15 protein-coding genes are annotated in these 15,686 nt (G+C 57.1%); 7 read left to right on the top strand and 8 right to left on the bottom strand.

Features of this window, described 5'->3' with window-relative positions; all coding sequences use genetic code 11:
• The first annotated feature begins 255 nt into the window (after window positions 1-255).
• On the top strand, window positions 256-1,692 hold the full coding sequence (locus AC27VJ_RS12950) for an NAD-dependent succinate-semialdehyde dehydrogenase (RefSeq protein ID WP_488684392.1): 1,437 nt from the start codon (window positions 256-258) through the stop codon (window positions 1,690-1,692).
• A 118-nt stretch (window positions 1,693-1,810) separates the two neighbouring features.
• Complete coding sequence (locus AC27VJ_RS12945) at window positions 1,811-2,947, top strand: DNA alkylation repair protein (RefSeq protein ID WP_488684391.1); 1,137 nt, start codon at window positions 1,811-1,813, stop codon at window positions 2,945-2,947.
• Here AC27VJ_RS12945 and AC27VJ_RS12940 read toward each other — a convergent pair.
• From AC27VJ_RS12940 to AC27VJ_RS12920, 5 genes are all read right to left on the bottom strand, one after another.
• Window positions 2,913-3,938, bottom strand: a complete 1,026-nt coding sequence (locus tag AC27VJ_RS12940; protein ID WP_488684390.1) for a sulfate/molybdate ABC transporter ATP-binding protein — start codon at window positions 3,936-3,938, stop codon at window positions 2,913-2,915. The genes AC27VJ_RS12945 and AC27VJ_RS12940 overlap by 35 nt on opposite strands.
• A complete protein-coding gene (gene cysW, locus AC27VJ_RS12935; RefSeq protein ID WP_488684389.1) occupies window positions 3,935-4,816 on the bottom strand; it encodes a sulfate ABC transporter permease subunit CysW in 882 nt (293 codons plus the stop codon). The genes AC27VJ_RS12940 and cysW overlap by 4 nt, the downstream gene beginning before the upstream one ends.
• Before the next feature lie 3 nt (window positions 4,817-4,819).
• Window positions 4,820-5,641, bottom strand: coding sequence for a sulfate ABC transporter permease subunit CysT (gene cysT / locus AC27VJ_RS12930; RefSeq protein ID WP_488684388.1), 822 nt, complete (start codon window positions 5,639-5,641; stop codon window positions 4,820-4,822).
• Window positions 5,642-5,713: 72 nt separating this feature from the next.
• Complete coding sequence (gene cysP, locus AC27VJ_RS12925) at window positions 5,714-6,700, bottom strand: thiosulfate ABC transporter substrate-binding protein CysP (RefSeq protein WP_488684387.1); 987 nt, start codon at window positions 6,698-6,700, stop codon at window positions 5,714-5,716.
• A 148-nt stretch (window positions 6,701-6,848) separates the two neighbouring features.
• Complete coding sequence (locus AC27VJ_RS12920) at window positions 6,849-7,919, bottom strand: enoyl-CoA hydratase/isomerase family protein (RefSeq protein ID WP_488684386.1); 1,071 nt, start codon at window positions 7,917-7,919, stop codon at window positions 6,849-6,851.
• A gap of 283 nt (window positions 7,920-8,202) precedes the next feature.
• Between AC27VJ_RS12920 and AC27VJ_RS12915 the strand changes: the two genes are divergently transcribed.
• Window positions 8,203-8,442 carry a DUF2934 domain-containing protein gene (locus AC27VJ_RS12915; RefSeq protein ID WP_488684385.1) on the top strand — a complete coding sequence of 80 codons (240 nt, stop codon included), beginning with the start codon at window positions 8,203-8,205 and terminating at the stop codon, window positions 8,440-8,442.
• Between the two features lie 93 nt (window positions 8,443-8,535).
• Here the strand turns inward: AC27VJ_RS12915 and AC27VJ_RS12910 are convergent, their stop codons facing one another.
• Window positions 8,536-9,774, bottom strand: coding sequence for a saccharopine dehydrogenase family protein (locus AC27VJ_RS12910; protein ID WP_488684384.1), 1,239 nt, complete (start codon window positions 9,772-9,774; stop codon window positions 8,536-8,538).
• A 48-nt stretch (window positions 9,775-9,822) separates the two neighbouring features.
• Complete coding sequence (gene nspC, locus AC27VJ_RS12905; protein WP_488684383.1) at window positions 9,823-10,920, bottom strand: carboxynorspermidine decarboxylase; 1,098 nt, start codon at window positions 10,918-10,920, stop codon at window positions 9,823-9,825.
• Window positions 10,921-11,142: 222 nt separating this feature from the next.
• Here nspC and AC27VJ_RS12900 point away from each other — a divergent pair, with 222 nt between their 5' ends.
• From AC27VJ_RS12900 to galE, 3 genes are all read left to right on the top strand, one after another.
• Window positions 11,143-11,484 carry a DNA-binding protein gene (locus tag AC27VJ_RS12900; protein ID WP_113086222.1) on the top strand — a complete coding sequence of 114 codons (342 nt, stop codon included), beginning with the start codon at window positions 11,143-11,145 and terminating at the stop codon, window positions 11,482-11,484.
• 9 nt (window positions 11,485-11,493) lie between these two features.
• A complete protein-coding gene (locus tag AC27VJ_RS12895; protein ID WP_488684382.1) occupies window positions 11,494-11,922 on the top strand; it encodes a hypothetical protein in 429 nt (142 codons plus the stop codon).
• A gap of 141 nt (window positions 11,923-12,063) precedes the next feature.
• Complete coding sequence (galE, locus tag AC27VJ_RS12890) at window positions 12,064-13,047, top strand: UDP-glucose 4-epimerase GalE (protein WP_488684381.1); 984 nt, start codon at window positions 12,064-12,066, stop codon at window positions 13,045-13,047.
• A gap of 88 nt (window positions 13,048-13,135) precedes the next feature.
• Here the strand turns inward: galE and AC27VJ_RS12885 are convergent, their stop codons facing one another.
• Window positions 13,136-13,696: a PRC-barrel domain-containing protein gene (locus AC27VJ_RS12885; RefSeq protein ID WP_353577925.1), complete on the bottom strand. Its 561-nt coding sequence runs from the start codon at window positions 13,694-13,696 to the stop codon at window positions 13,136-13,138.
• 251 nt (window positions 13,697-13,947) lie between these two features.
• Here AC27VJ_RS12885 and AC27VJ_RS12880 point away from each other — a divergent pair, with 251 nt between their 5' ends.
• Window positions 13,948-15,651 carry a sensor histidine kinase gene (locus AC27VJ_RS12880; protein ID WP_488684380.1) on the top strand — a complete coding sequence of 568 codons (1,704 nt, stop codon included), beginning with the start codon at window positions 13,948-13,950 and terminating at the stop codon, window positions 15,649-15,651.
• Window positions 15,652-15,686 lie beyond the last annotated feature (35 nt).

The raw sequence follows: 15,686 nt of genomic DNA, 5'->3' as shown, positions 1-15,686 counted from the left end.
ATGCGTCGCCGGTTTTGCTGCGATGCGAAATAAATAATACTTTTTAATGGGCTGACCGGTTGAAACCGCCGCCGCGCGAATTAATATAGAGATGTCATCATCGTCTCTGGCAAAGTCATTTGCCTTATCCGGTATCGCTGCCCTCGATTGTCCCGCCCGGACGACATGTCATGCAGCACCGGTAAATTCCGAGACCTCAGTTAAACGCCAAGCATCGGCACCGTGCCGGTCGGTAAAGTCACGAAGGTATTTCACATGCACAGCTATCCCGACGTCAAGCTCCTCATCAACGGCGAATGGCGCGATGCCTTGTCCGGCAAGACCATTGCCGTATCCGATCCGGCAACCGACGAAATCCTCGGCCAGATTGCCCATGCGGAAAAGGCTGATCTCGATCTGGCACTCGATGCTGCCGACAAAAGCTTCAAGGTCTGGCGCGAAACATCCGCCTATGAGCGTTCCAAGATCATGCGCAAGGCCGCTGACCTGCTGCGTGAGCGCAAGGACACGATTGCCTGGCTGATGACCCGCGAACAGGGCAAGCCGCTGGCGCAGTCTGCCATGGAAGTCATGGGCGCTGCCGACACCATCGACTGGTTTGCCGAAGAGGCACGCCGAACCTACGGCCAGGTCATTCCGGCCCGCGCAACCGGCGTCTCGCAGCTGGCCATCAAGGTTCCGGTCGGTCCCGTTGCGGCGTTCACGCCCTGGAATTTCCCGATCAACCAGATCGTGCGCAAGCTCTCCGCAGCGCTGGCCGCCGGTTGCTCGATCATCGTCAAGGCACCTGAAGAAACACCGGCATCGCCTGCCGAACTCATCCGTGCCTTCGTGGATGCAGGCGTTCCCGCTGGCGTCGTTAACCTCGTCTACGGCGTGCCTTCGGAAATTTCCGAATATCTCATCCCGCATCCGGTCATCCGCAAGATTTCCTTCACCGGCTCCACACCGATCGGCAAGCATCTCGCTGCCCTTGCTGGCAAGCACATGAAGCGCGCCACGATGGAACTCGGCGGCCACGCGCCTGTGATGATTTTCGATGATGCCAACGTCGAAAAGGCCGTTGAAATCATGGCCATGTCGAAGTTCCGCAATGCCGGTCAGGTCTGCGTCGCACCGACACGTTTCCTCGTTCAGGAAGGCGTTGCCAGCCAGTTCCTCGATGGCTTCGTCAAAGCCGCCGAGGCCGTCAAGGTCGGCAACGGTCTGGAAGATGGCGTCACGATGGGCCCGCTCGCCAATGAGCGCCGCATTCCCGCGATGGAAGCGCTCATTCAGGATGCCGTTTCCAACGGCGCGGAACTGAAGACCGGCGGCAAGCGCATCGGCAACAAGGGCAACTTCTTCGAGCCAACCGTGCTGGCCAACGTTCCGACATCTGCCAAGATCATGAACGACGAGCCCTTCGGCCCCGTTGCCATCGTCAACACGTTCAAGTCCTTCGATGATGCGATCTCGGAAGCAAACCGCCTGCCCTTCGGCCTCGCATCCTTCGCCTTCACCGGCTCGGTCAAGACCGCCCATGAGCTTGGTCGTCAGGTCGAGGCTGGCATGCTGACCATCAACCACAACGGCCTTGCCTTGCCGGAAGTGCCCTTCGGCGGCATCAAGGATTCCGGCTACGGCACGGAAGGTGGCTCGGAAGCCGTTGGCGCCTATCTGGAAACACGCTTCGTCAGCCAGATGAACTGATTTTCGGCTGATTTGAGCTGAAGTTTTAAAGCCCGGCGTTTTGCGACGCCGGGCTTTTCATTTGCAAAAATCAGCGACTTTCGCTAAACGAACAAAGAGTGAACGATGAGGCTAATGAATGGCAGAGACAAGCGATACGGCAGCGCCCGCGCTGAAGGAAATCTTCAACCGCGCCCGCCTGCAATCCATCGCCGCTGAAACAAAAGCCGTTTATCCACGCTTTGATGAACAGGCGTTTCTGGCACTGGCGGAAACCAACCTCGATACACTCGGCATCATGCAGCGCATGCGCCAGGTTGCAACCAGCCTTCATACCACCCTACCCGGCGATTACGCCCGCAATCTCGAAATCCTCACCGCATTGGCACCGCGCATCAACCACGGCTTTGCCTCGATTTCCCTGTCGGAATATGTTGCACTCTACGGTTTGGAGCATTTCGATGCCTCCATGGAAGCGCTCAAATTTTTCACGCGCTTCGGCTCATCGGAATTCGCAATCCGTCACTTCATCCTCGCCGATATGCCCCGTGCGCTGGCGACGATGGAGGAATGGTCGCGAGATGAAAACGAACATGTGCGGCGATTGGCCAGCGAAGGTTCCCGCCCGCGTTTGCCTTGGTCGTTCCAGATCAAGGCACTGATCGATAACCCCTCGCCGGTCGCGACCATTCTTGAAAACCTGAAAAGCGACGATGCGCTATACGTGCGCAAATCCGTGGCCAACCATCTGAACGATATCACCAAGGACAATCCGCAATGGGTTCTTGAGCGTATCGCGACTTGGCCGAAGGAGAACAAGCACACCGCATGGATCATCCGGCAGGCTCTGCGCACTTTGGTGAAGAAGGGCGATGCCTCGGCACTGGCGCATCTTGGGGCACATGAGAAAGCGGATATTGCGATAGAGGTGTTCAACGTTTCACCGGACGCTTTGCCGCTGGGCGGCAATGTGCGGATTTTGGCATCGCTTCGCTCGACATCGGACAAGCCCCAAAAGCTGGTGATCGACTACGCCGTCCACTACGTGAAAAAGGGCGGCGGTACCTCGCCCAAGATTTTCAAATGGAAGGAACTGAGCCTTCAACCGGGTGAAGGCTGCACGCTGTCCATCAGCCGCGCCATCCGCGATTTCACCACCCGCAAACACTATCCCGGCCTGCATCTGATACAGCTGATGGTGAATGGCGAAGCGCTGGCCGAGACGGCGTTCGAACTCAGCGTTAACCCGCCGGGAAAATCTTCGCCCTGCGAATGACGATATGGCCGCGGTCACCGGCCTCGACTGCGGTTTCCGGGGGAACGTCGAATTCCAGAAGGTCGCCCTCTGTCGTCGAAGCAATCACCCGGCGGTCGCCTGCGCGGTCCAGCACGCGAGTTACCTGGGCCGGAATGCCATCATGCAGGTCTTCCCATTCCAGATCATTGGGACGGGCATAAATATCGACAGGGCCATCGGCCTTGCTGTAGGCGAAGGGAACTTCGGCTGAGCCGACGAAAACCTTACCCGCGCGGGCCGTGCCGGAAATGCGGTTGGCATCGCCCAGAAAGCGCATGACGAAGGAGGAGTTGGGCTGGCGGCAGACCTCTTTCGGGGTGCCTTGCTGCACGATCTCACCCTGATTGAGAATGACGACGCGATCGGCAAGATCGAGCGCTTCTTCCTGATCATGTGTTACGAAAATGGTGGTGATGCCGAGTTCGGTGTGGATTTCGCGCAGCCAGCGACGCAGATCGCGGCGGACATTGGCGTCCAGCGCGCCGAAGGGCTCATCCAGCAGCAGAACCTTGGGATCGACCGAGAGCGCACGGGCAAGCGCCACACGCTGGCGCTGGCCGCCGGAGATTTGCGCAGGGAAACGTTCGCCGAGACCATCCAGCTTCACCAGCCGCAGCAATTCATCCACGCGCGCATCGATGGCAGCCCTGTCACGCTTGACCCTGGAAACCTTCATGCCGAAGGCGATGTTTTCGTGCAGCGTCATATGCGGGAAGAGCGCATAATGCTGGAACACGAAGCCGACGCCACGATCACGCACCGGAATATTGGTGGCGTCCTCATCTCCGAAATAAATCTGGCCGCCATCGGTATATTCAAGACCTGCGACCATGCGCAGGATCGTCGTTTTGCCGGAACCGGACGGGCCGAGAAGCGCCAGCAGCTCACCGCTTTCGATATCGAGCGACACATCCCGCACGGCACGAAAGGTTTCGAAGGTTTTCACCACATTTTGGAGGCGGATTTTCATGCAGTTGTCTCCGAAATGGCAGCGGTTTTCTTGGCGCCACGCCCTGCCCCGCGCTTTTCCAGCGCGACCTTGGCAATGATGGTGACGACGGCGAGAGCCGCGAGAATGGATGCCGAGGCGAAGGCGCCAGCGGCCTGATAATCGTGATAGAGCAGCTCGATATGCAGTGGCAGCGTGTTGGTCTGGCCACGAATGTTGCCGGAGACCACCGAGACCGCGCCGAACTCCCCCATGACGCGGGCGTTGCACAGAACCACGCCATAGAGCAGCGCCCATTTTATATTGGGCAGCGTGACCGAAAAGAACGTGCGCCAGCCCGATGCGCCGAGCGAGGTCGCGGCCTCCTCAAGATCACGCCCTTGCGCCTGCATCAGCGGTATCAACTCACGCGCAACGAAGGGGGCCGTCACGAACATGGATGCCAGCACGATGCCCGGAAGGGCGAACAGAACCTTGATATTGTGACCATCAAAGAAGGGGCCGAGCAGCCCCTGTAAGCCATAGACGAAGAGATAGGCCACACCCGCAACAATGGGCGAGATGGAGAACGGTATTTCGATGATGACGAGCAGAAACCGCCTGCCCCAGAAATCGAACTTGGTGATGGACCAAGCCGCAGCGATACCGAATGCGGTATTGATCGGTACCGCAATCAATGCCGTGATAACCGTGAGCATAATGGCATGGCGGGTATCAGGGTGGCCAATGGTGGCGGTGAAAACCTTGACGCCTTGCGAGAAGGCCTCGACCCCGATAATGAGCAAGGGCGCGACGACGAGAAGCGCGCCTGTTATCAGAACGAAGGCAATCAGCGAACGGCGCACAAGAGGTGCGTCACCCACACGGGGCGGCTTGCGGCGGGCGGAATGAGCACTCATCGGCTAGCTCCTCACCGTGTAGCGCAGGGCGCGCGTTTGCAGAAAATTGGTAACGGCGAGCATAACGAAAGCCGTGATCAGCAGCACGGAAGCGATGGCGGCAGCGGCCTGATAATCATATTCCTCCAGCCGGATGAAGACGAGAAGTGAGGTGATCTCGGTCGAAAACGGCTGATTGCCTGCGATGAAGATGATTGCGCCAAACTCGCCAAGGCTGCGGGCAAAGGAGAGCGACAGGCCCGCGAGAATGGCAGGCGTCAGCAGCGGCAGAATGACCTTGCGGAAAATCTCGAAATCAGAGCCACCCAGAGACTGCGCCGCCTCTTCCAAGGCCGGGTCCAAATCCTCCAGCACCGGCTGCACCGTGCGCACGATGAAAGGCAGGCTGGTAAAGGCCATGGCGATGATGATGCCGAGCGGCGTATAGGCGACCTTGATACCGGCATGGGCAAGGATCGAGCCGAACCAGCCATTGCCAGCGAAAAGTGCTGTCAGCGCAATACCGGCAACGGCCGTGGGAAGCGCGAAGGGGAGATCGACAATGGCATCGACCAGACGCCAGCCGGGAAAACGGTAGCGGGTCAGCACCCATGCGAGTGCTAAGCCGAAGACAACGTTGAACAGTGTGGCCGCAAGGGCGCAGAGCACGGTGACGCGATAACTGGCGACGGCGCGAGGCGACGAGATGATGGCCCAATATTCGGCGGGACCAAGGCTCGCCGCCTTAAAAACAAGGGCCGCCAGCGGCAGCACGACGATGATGCCGACATACAGCAGGGTAACGCCAAGGGACAATCGCAGCCCCGGCAAAACATTGCGTCTCAAACCCGTCCCCCATCATGCAAGAGAGACCCGGCGGGAGGCCCGCCGGGTCTTGGCATTTCTTCTATCGAGTGATTAACGATTGCCGTAAAGCGTATCAAGCACGGCACCGGAAGCGAAGTGTTCTTTCTGGATTTTGTCCCAGCCGCCGAACACGTCTTTGACATTGACGAGGCGTATCTGCGGGAACTGGTCCTTGAACTCGGCGGCGACCTTTTCATTGTGGACGCGGTGGCCGAACTGCGCAGCAATGCGCTGACCTTCTTCGGTGTAGAGGAAATCGAGATAGGTCTTAGCCAGCTCACGCGACCCGCGCTTATCGACAACCTTGTCCACGACGGCGACCGGGAATTCCGCAAGAAGGCTGACCGAGGGAACGACGCTTTCGACCTTGTCCTTGCCGTATTGCTTGGCAATGCCGCGTGTCTCGGCTTCAAACGTAATCAGAACGTCGCCCACTTCACGCTCGACGAAAGTCGTCGTCGCGGCACGGCCTCCGGTGTCAAAGACGGGCGTGTTGGCGAAGATTTTCTTGATGAAGTCCTGAACCTTGGCGTCATCGCCGTTGAACTTTTCCTTCGCGTAGGCGGTGGCAGCCAGATAGGTGTAGCGCGCATTGCCTGATGTTTTCGGGTTCGGGAAGACCAGCTTCACGTCGTCACGCACCAGATCGTCCCAGTCCTTGATATTCTTGGGGTTGCCGGCGCGCACGAGGAAGGATGGGAAGGAATAGAAGGGTGACGCGTCATTGGCGAAATTCTTCTGCCAATCGGCGGAAACGAAGCCCTGCTTGACCAGAAAATCAATGTCGGTGACCTGGTTGAAGGTCACGACATCGGCCTCCAGACCTTCCACGATGGCGCGCGCCTGTTTGGACGTGCCCGCATGCGACTGGTCGATGGTCACGCCCGGATGCGCCTTGGTGAAGGCTTCGTTTTCGGCGGCAAACACCTCACGCGCCACGTCATAGGACGCGTTGAGAAGCGTCTTCGGCTCCTGCGCAAAGGCAGAGTTCGACAGAAGCGCTGCGACAGCAGCACCGATAAGCATGATCCGTTTCATGAAAGTCCCCACAGCACCAAATTCTACTGGCAAGATACGGAAGTGGGCTGGTTACCGCGAGGAACGAGACTCTCCATCCCAAGTCAAACTTAGAATTTTTTGCTTCTCCGTCACTTTTAACAAAACGGATGTTGCGCGGTTCAAGACGTCAGAACCGGTGATCTGGAAAAAGCGGGGGGGTGCTGGAAGCGAAATATCGGTCGATCTGCTTCTCCTCCACCTGCGCCAGAGTGTCCGGGTTCCATTTGGGATTACGATCCTTGTCGATCAACGCCGCACGCACGCCCTCGTAGAAGTCGGGATTGCGCAGCACCTCACAGCCCGCCGCAAACTCCCGCTCAAGGCATTCCACGAGACCCGAGCTGCCTCGACCCAAATGCAAGAGCCGCAGCGTCAATTTGAGGCTTGTCGGAGATCGCAATTGCAGCGTGGCGAGTGTGTCCTTGGCGAAAGCATCGTCCATCTCGGAAAGAGCCTGAAATATCTCCTCGATTGAATCGAAGGCGAAAGCTGCATCGATCGTATGGCGATTGGCGGCAATGATGCCGGTAATCTCGGGCCTGCTTGAGAAGCTTTCGATGACAGCGCCTATGTCAGCCGCGAATGATACCTCGGCCAGAGCATTCACCAAATCGTCCAAGCGCGCGGATGCGATGTGATAATCCGCAAGACCGGCATAAATCGCGTCCGCCGCACCGATTTCCTTGCCCGTCAGGCCCAGCCATGTTCCGGTCTCGCCCGGTGCCTTCGGCAGCAACCACGTCGCGCCGACATCCGGGAAATAGCCAATCGCGGTTTCCGGCATAGCAAGCCGGGTGCGTTCCGTTACGATACGATATCGGCCATGGGCGGAAACGCCAACGCCGCCGCCCATGACGATGCCATCCATCAGCGCGACATAGGGCTTTGGATAATGGGAGATCGTGTAGTTCAGCGGGAATTCCTTGCGCCAGAAACGGGTACGATCCGTCTCGCTCGCGCTCTTCGCTTCGTAAATCTGGCGGACATCGCCGCCCGCGCAGAGGCCACGGTCGCCTTCACCGGAAAGAATGACGCAGGTGATGTCGGGATCGCGCGCAAAGGCATCCAGCCCTGCCTTCATACCCGCTACCATTGCTTCATTGAGGCTGTTGATGGCACGTGGCCGATTGAGGCGTATCAGCCCGGCGCTGCCCTTCTTCTCGATGATGATCTCATCTGTCGCGACGTCCCTCTGCATTATGCCTCCTCCACACATTGCATTTGCACACAGTGTGAGGCTCCCGACAGCATCACGCAACATTTATCGCGCCGTTGTGAAACAAGCAGATTGTTTGAACGTTGATATCGCTCAGGAAACAACAACCATAGCGTTCTTGCAGCGCAGCAATTTCACTTGACGCGACGCCGAATCATGGCATGTAATTACATCGTAAAATACCGGCGCCAATTCCTGTCCAGCGTTCCAGCCGGACCACACAGACGGCCCTTTGCGGGCGATGACGTAGTAACGGGAGATCAATATGCAGGTTTCAGCAGACGATTGGATTAGTAAGCGCGCATACACCCTATGGGAGAGTGAAGGCCATCCGCATGGTCGCGATTCAGACCATTGGGAACAGGCAAAACACGAATATTCTCTGCTTCAGAGTTCCAAGGCCACCAAGCCGAACCACCGGAAGAAAGCAGATGTGCAGGCTGCCGTTGCCTTGGAAGAGGCGGCAAAGAGCAAACCAAAAGCGCGCAAAAGCGCCGCAAAGTAAGTCTCCTCCCAAGCAGCTTGCGAACAAAGACAGACAGAAAAAAGCCCCGGAAAACGGGGCTTTTCTTCGTTATAGCTAGGCTTTGTTCCACACTTAGAATGTCAGCGCGCGGTCGCCCTTTTCATCCTTGATCCGGCTTGGCAGGCCGATGCGGTTGAGGATGTTGAGGAATGGCTGTGGCGGCAGTTCTTCCACATTGGCCATCTGCTTCACATCCCATTCGCCCGTCGCAATCAGCATGGCTGCGGCAACTGGCGGAACCCCTGCTGTGTAGGAAATGCCCTGAGAGCCGACTTCTTCGTAAGCTTCCTTGTGGTCAGCCACGTTATAGATGAAGACTTCAGTTTCCTTGCCGTCCTTGATGCCCTTGACGACATCGCCGATGCAGGTTTTGCCGACATAATCGGGCGCCAGCGAAGACGGATCGGGCAGAACGGCCTTGACCACCTTCAACGGCACGACTTCCAGACCTTCGGCGGTTTTAACAGGCTTTTCGGAGAGAAGACCGAGGTTCTTCAACACGTTGAACACGTTGATGTAGTGGTCACCAAAGCCCATCCAGAAACGCACGTCTGCGCCGTCCATGTTCTTGGAGAGCGAATGCACTTCGTCGTGGCCCGTCATATAGGCCTTCTGCTTGCCGACGACAGGCAGGTCGAATTCCTGACCGACTTCGAACATCTGGTTCGTCTGCCACTGGTTGTTCTGCCAGGAATAGACGACGCCGGTAAATTCGCGGAAGTTGATTTCCGGGTCGAAATTGGTCGAGAACCAGCGGCCATGGCTGCCGGCATTGATATCGACGATGTCGACCGAGGTGACCTTGTCGAAATACTCATCCTTGGCCAGACGCGCATAGGCGTTTACTACGCCCGGATCGAAGCCGACGCCGAGAATGGCGGTAACGCCTTTTTCCTTGCACTCGGCGGCGCGCTGCCACTCGTAGTTTCCGTACCACGGCGGATTTTCGCAAATCTTCTTTGGATCCTCATGGATAGCGGTATCCATATAGGCAACACCTGTGTCCATGCAGGCACGAAGAACGGACATGTTGACGAAGGCAGAACCGACATTGATGACGATCTGCACGCCGGTCTTCACGATCAAGGCTTTCGTCGCCTCGATATCCATCGCGTCAAGCGCATGGGCCTCAAGCTTTACATCTGTCTTGAGGCTCTTCTTTTCGCGTACGGACTCGACAATCTTGCGGCACTTATCAACTGTGCGTGACGCAATATGAATGTCTCCCAATACATCGCTGTTCTGGGCGCACTTATGCGCCACAACTTGTGCCACGCCACCGGCGCCGATGATGAGAACGTTCTTCTTCATTTCAGGTGATACCCCCTTTATCCCCGCAGGGATGAGCTTGGTTTGATGTTAAGACAGGCTCTGCTGGAAATCGGCAAAGTCGAATTCACGAACGGCACGGATAGTGCCGTCGAGTTCCTTGATGGCAATCGTCGGCATTTTGACGCCGTTGAACCAGTTTTTCTTGACCATGGTGTAACCGGCCGTGTCCTGGAAGGACACGCGGTCGCCCACCTTCAGTTCGTTCTCGAAGCGAAACTCGCCAAAAACGTCGCCTGCAAGGCAAGACTTGCCGCAGACCATATAGGGATGGTCGCCTTCGTTGGGAGAAACCTTGGCCGTTTCGCGGTAGATCAGAAGATCGAGCAAATGCGCTTCGATGGAGCTGTCGACAATGGCGAGATTCTTGCCGTTGAACAGCGTGTCGAGAACCGTAGTCTCCAACGTCGTGCTCTTGGTGATCGAGGCTTCGCCGGGCTCCAGATAGACCTGAACGCCGTATTTTTCCGAGAATTCCTTGAGACGATCACAGAACTGGTCAATCGGATAATTGTCACCGGTAAAGTGAATGCCGCCGCCAAGGCTGACCCATTCCGCGCGCGACAGCAGCGAGCCGAAACGCTCCTCGATTTGTCCCAGCATGCGGTCGAACAGTTCGAAATCGCCGTTTTCGCAATTGTTGTGGATCATGAAGCCGGAGATACGGTCCATGACCTTTTCGACTTTCGCCACATCCCACTCGCCCAGACGGCTGAAAGGACGGGCCGGATCGGCCAGATCAAAGGTGGACGAAGAGACCTGCGGATTGAGGCGCAGACCGCGCGTGATGCCCGACGCCTTATCTGCGAAGCGTTCCAGCTGGCCAATGGAATTGAAGATGATCTTGTCGGCGTTGGAGATGACCTCGTCGATCTCGTAATCGGCATAGGCCACGCTATAGGCATGGGTTTCGCCGCCGAACTTCTCGCGACCCAGCCGCACTTCGTAGAGCGAGGAAGATGTCGTGCCATCCATATATTGCGACATGAAATCGAACACCGACCAAGTGGCAAAGCACTTCAAGGCCAGCAGAGCCTTCGCGCCGGATTTCTCGCGCACATAGGCAATCTTTTCCATGTTGCGAAGAAGCTTGGTCTTGTCGATGAGATAGTATGGCGTCTGAAGCATTGGCGGATCACATGTTGATGGAAGTCAAAGACGGGTCTGATTGACGGGCCTTATATGATGCTTGTGACAGGAAAACAAACCCGCAGGACAGATTCTGCAACAGAGTTCTTTTTTCTACTCTCGCCGCAAAGATGCGGAACCAAACAAGGGCATGCACGTTTTGAAACTACGCGTGAGCCGTGGACACGGCGTTTTTGACATCACTTCAGAAAAGGAAACATCATGGCGACGGTTCGCAACGTGGAAGACAAAGTCCGTGAAACTCTCGAAGGCGGCGATGCAGCAGATGTTGCTGCGCAGCTCACACAGTTGCGCGAAGATCTCGCAAACCTTGCAGGCAGCGTAAAGGCTTTGGGCGTCGGTGTTTCTTCCGAAGTCAAGGCACGCGCAACCCGGGTTGCCGATGACGCACTGGCCGCTGGCGAAGAGACGGTCGATAACGTCCGCCACGAAATTCAGTCTCTCAACGACAATCTGACCTATCAGGTTCAGAAAAACCCTCTCCAGTCTCTCGGCATCGCAGTGGCCGCAGGTTTCCTTATCGCCCTCGTCACCCGGCGCTAAGGCAGCATCATGATTGAAGCGCTGCTGCTTTATCTCGGCGATACCCAGCGAGAAGGCCAACTCGTAACACGGCGCATAAAATCCAAGCTGCTGCTCTGGGTTTTGGCAGGCGTATTTTTTGCCATCGCTTTCATTGCCGCGATCATCGGTGGCTCGATCTATCTGGCGAAAGAAATCGGCGCCGGACCCGCGGCACTGGTCATTGCAGGCGTCGCATTTCTTCTGGGCGTCATCATGCTCGTTAGTCTGGCGATCATGCGCAGGCCTCGCGTTTATGCGACGAGGCCGGTTATGCCCTTGGCTCCGTTAGCGGCTGCACCATTGGCACTACAGGCCATGGCTGCCGGCGCACTCAGGGCGCGTCCCTACACGACATTGCTGAGCGCATTGGCCCTCGGCTATATCGCGACACGCACAACGGTTAAAAAGAAAAAGTAATCCGAGTATCTGGACAATCTGATAAGCCGCCTTTCGCCAAAGGCGGCTTTCCTTTTTTCATCTGCGATAATTTCCCGCTGCCCTTCTGCCGACAAAATGTTACGCAGGTTGCAACCATCTGTTTAACGGAGAGAATGTTGGATGCGGAAGAAAGTCCTTGTTGTCGGCGGTGCCGGATATATCGGTTCCCACACATGCCTGTTGCTCGCCGAGCGTGGATATGAGCCAGTCGTTTTCGACAATCTTTCAAACGGGCATGAGGAATTCGTTCGCTGGGGACCCTTCGAACAGGGCGATATCAGGGACCGGGCGCGCCTCGATGAAGTCTTTGCGAAACACAAGCCGGAAGCCGTTCTGCATTTTGCAGCGCTGATCGAAGTCGGCGAATCCGTCAAAAACCCGGTGGCCTTTTACGATAACAATGTCACCGGCGCGCTGACCCTGTTGTCGGCCACGATGGATGCAGGCGTCAAGGCCTTCGTCTTTTCCTCCACCTGCGCAACCTATGGCCTGCCGGAACGCGTGCCACTGGACGAAACCCACCCTCAGGCACCCATCAACCCCTATGGCCGCACCAAATGGGTGGTCGAGCAGGCACTCAAGGATTACAGCATCTATAAGGGTCTGAAATCCGTCATGCTGCGCTATTTCAATGCGGCGGGAGCGGATTTTGAAGGCCGGATCGGCGAATGGCACAAGCCTGAAACCCATGCCATTCCGCTCGCCATCGAAGCGGCGCTTGGGCGTCGCGAAGGCTTCAAGGTGTTCGGTACGGATTACGACACGCGTGACGGCACATGCGTGCGCGATTACATCCACATCCTCGATCTGGCCGACGCCCACGTCCGCGCCGTGGATTACCTGCTGGCAGGTGGTGAGACGGTCGAACTCAATCTCGGCACTGGCACCGGAACGACAGTCAAGGAACTGCTCGACACGATCTCGGAAGTCTCCGGTCGTCCCTTCCCGGTGGAATATACCGACCGTCGCGAGGGCGACTCCACCACACTCGTCGCCAACAATGACAAGGCGCGGGAAGTGCTGGGCTGGGAGCCGCAATATACGCTGGAAGACATTATCCGCTCCGCATGGCGCTGGCATTCGTCTCGCAACGAGAGCATGTAACAACGCATACGCACAAAAAAACACCGGTCCTTTGGACCGGTGTTTCCGCTACAGGAACGCTCCCGTAGCTCCTCTCTCCCAGGAAACCTTATGGCTTCGGTGCTGTCGTCGTTGCACCATCGCTGGCTGGCGCAGGTGCTGCGGCGCCGTCAGCTGCCTTCTTATCCTTCATGGTAACGAATTCTGGCGCAGCCTTCAAGGATTCAGCTGTCTCCGTTGTCGTCAGGCGAACAGCGCCGCTCTGCGTGTCACGGGTCACCGTGATCTTGTCCATAGGAACTGCTACGTCCTTGGCACCGATGCCGAGGAAACCGCCAACGCCCACGACAGCTGCGACGATGCCGCCATTTTCTTCGAGAATGAGGTTCGTCACGCTACCGATGCTTTCATCGGCAGAGGTGTAAACGGCGTTGCCAATATAGTCATTGGCGCTGATCTGCGTTGCAGCCTGTTCCGTCAGGTAGCTGCCGCTGGCTGCTGGTGTAGCGGCGGTCGTTGCCGGTGCGGCAGGGGCGGCTGGTGTGGCGGGAGCAGCGGCGCCCGGTGCAGCAGGTGCTGGCTCGGCGGCTGTCTGTGCCATGGCGAGTGGTGCGAATGTCGTGGAACCCAAGAGAGCGGCAGTGACGATCGTGGTGAGTGTCTTGTTCATTTCGTACCTTCCTTATTGTCTTCGTTCGAAACCTGCTCACTACGGTTTGTCCGTTTCTGTGTGAGCCTGTTGGTTTGCAAACGACGGCAGGTCGGAATTAGTTCCGCCATTTTTTTAGGCAATCTAGCGCCCGATCAACAGCGAAAAATGACGTTTATTCGGGCATATAATGGGATTGCGAAGCTTCTCCGCTTCAGCCATTCTGCGCCCATCCTACCATGACTTGAGCAGCAGTCGAAACCAGCGAAACAATGCAGAACGATTTCATTTCCAGACTAAGACAACGCCTTGCTGGCTTTTTCCCGACTGCGCCGATAAGCGTCTATCTCGTTGTTATGACAACGGTAATCACGCTGCCGCTGATTATCTTCGTCGGCTATTTGATGTTAAAGCTTGAGGCAGATGAAAGAGGCGACCTTCAGCGCGAGGCGGTCGAAGATGCCCGCGCCGTCAGCCGCAACATCGATCGCCGTTTGCAGGAAATGGCAACCTCGCTCAATCTCCTCTCGCAGTTCCCGGAACTGGAAGATGGCGACCTCTCGGCTTTTCACAAGCGAGTGAGCGAGAGCCTTCAGAAGCAGGGGCTCTATGTCATCATCGCAACCGCCGACGGAAAACAGCGCCTGAACAGCCGCGTGCCTTTCGAGCAACCGCTGGGCAATGTGCCGCCTGATATCAAGCTTGCGGAAGTGATTGCCGGTGGGCGGACAGCCGTGTCCAATATTTTCTTCGGCAATACCAGCAAGGAATGGGTATTCAACGTCATGCGGCCCTTGCCGCGCGCGCTATCCGCTGCGGGCGACGCCCTGATCATGACCCAGAATGCCCGCGACCTGATGGGGCTGATCTCAACAGACGGGCTTCCACCCGGCTGGTCGATTGCCATATTGGATGCCGACAGCCACGTCGTCGCTTCCAGCGCGCCGGAAGAGATCGCAGCGGGCACCGCTTTCGGCCACAGCGACGCAACCGGGCTGATGCGATCCTTGAGCGGCAGCTTTGAAGATCAGAACGGCATTATCTATGCCTATTCCCAGCTTCCGGGCTGGTCGTGGAAAGCGGTGATCTGGGGACCCGCCGATAACAGCCAGTCAGCTTTGGTCAGCACATGGCGAAAAATGATGATCGGCAGCTTCGTGCTTGTCATCATTGCCATCGCCGGTGCCTATCTGGTTGGCCGGCAGCTGCGCGGCTCGATCCGTGAACTGGTGGATATGGCAAAACGCATTGGTGAAGGCGAGATCGTTGCGCCCATCGACACCAAAATTAAAGAGGCCAACCAGGTCGCCGTGGCGCTGTCCAACGCGTCTTTCGACCGCAGTCAGGCGGAAGACCGAACGCACCTCATTTTGCATGAGCTGGTTCACCGCTCCAAAAACCTGCTGACGCTGGTGCAGGCGATGATGCGCCAGCTTGCGCGTGAAAACACCACGGTGCCCGAATTCCAGAAGGAAGTAGACCACAGGCTTCGCGGCCTCGGCATGTCGATCAGCGCGTTATCAGAGGTGCAATGGCAGGGCCTGCCGATGCGCAAGCTGATCGAGACACATATGAATGTCTTCGGCACCGCCGTCGATCAGGTAAAACTCAGCGGTGAAGACTTCATGCTGTCGCCGGAAGCAGCGCAGAATTTCGGCCTCATCATTCATGAGCTAACCACCAACTCCATCAAATATGGTGCGCTGTCCAGAAAGACCGCGACCGTCGAATTGTCCTGGACACGGAAGGTCGAGGGCGATCACGACCAGTTGACCATCGACTGGAACGAGATCGGCGGCCCTGCTGCGGTTGCACCAACCCGCAGCGGCTTTGGCACGACGATCATCAAACGCCACGCTGAAAGTGCATTTTCCGCCAATATTTCAATGGATTACAGTGAGACCGGATTCCGCTGGACGCTGACCGCACCCATGCGCCATTTCCTGACGCAGAAAAATACAACGGTGCTGGAATAAAATTGAACCATGGCGGGAACCAACCGGTGCCGGTC

The sequence above is a fragment of the Agrobacterium sp. 20P9.1.2 genome, assembly GCF_057799395.1.
This window is presented reverse-complemented; position numbering and strand designations above follow the sequence as displayed.

Coding starts and splice junctions, on each gene's coding strand:
- AC27VJ_RS12950 (WP_488684392.1), top strand. CDS start 256: ATGCACAGCTATCCCGACGTCAAGCTCCTCATCAACGGCGAATGGCGC.
- AC27VJ_RS12945 (WP_488684391.1), top strand. CDS start 1,811: ATGGCAGAGACAAGCGATACGGCAGCGCCCGCGCTGAAGGAAATCTTC.
- AC27VJ_RS12940 (WP_488684390.1), bottom strand. CDS start 3,938: ATGAAAATCCGCCTCCAAAATGTGGTGAAAACCTTCGAAACCTTTCGT.
- cysW (WP_488684389.1), bottom strand. CDS start 4,816: ATGAGTGCTCATTCCGCCCGCCGCAAGCCGCCCCGTGTGGGTGACGCA.
- cysP (WP_488684387.1), bottom strand. CDS start 6,700: ATGAAACGGATCATGCTTATCGGTGCTGCTGTCGCAGCGCTTCTGTCG.
- AC27VJ_RS12920 (WP_488684386.1), bottom strand. CDS start 7,919: ATGCAGAGGGACGTCGCGACAGATGAGATCATCATCGAGAAGAAGGGC.
- AC27VJ_RS12915 (WP_488684385.1), top strand. CDS start 8,203: ATGCAGGTTTCAGCAGACGATTGGATTAGTAAGCGCGCATACACCCTA.
- AC27VJ_RS12910 (WP_488684384.1), bottom strand. CDS start 9,774: ATGAAGAAGAACGTTCTCATCATCGGCGCCGGTGGCGTGGCACAAGTT.
- nspC (WP_488684383.1), bottom strand. CDS start 10,920: ATGCTTCAGACGCCATACTATCTCATCGACAAGACCAAGCTTCTTCGC.
- AC27VJ_RS12900 (WP_113086222.1), top strand. CDS start 11,143: ATGGCGACGGTTCGCAACGTGGAAGACAAAGTCCGTGAAACTCTCGAA.
- AC27VJ_RS12895 (WP_488684382.1), top strand. CDS start 11,494: ATGATTGAAGCGCTGCTGCTTTATCTCGGCGATACCCAGCGAGAAGGC.
- galE (WP_488684381.1), top strand. CDS start 12,064: ATGCGGAAGAAAGTCCTTGTTGTCGGCGGTGCCGGATATATCGGTTCC.
- AC27VJ_RS12885 (WP_353577925.1), bottom strand. CDS start 13,696: ATGAACAAGACACTCACCACGATCGTCACTGCCGCTCTCTTGGGTTCC.
- AC27VJ_RS12880 (WP_488684380.1), top strand. CDS start 13,948: ATGCAGAACGATTTCATTTCCAGACTAAGACAACGCCTTGCTGGCTTT.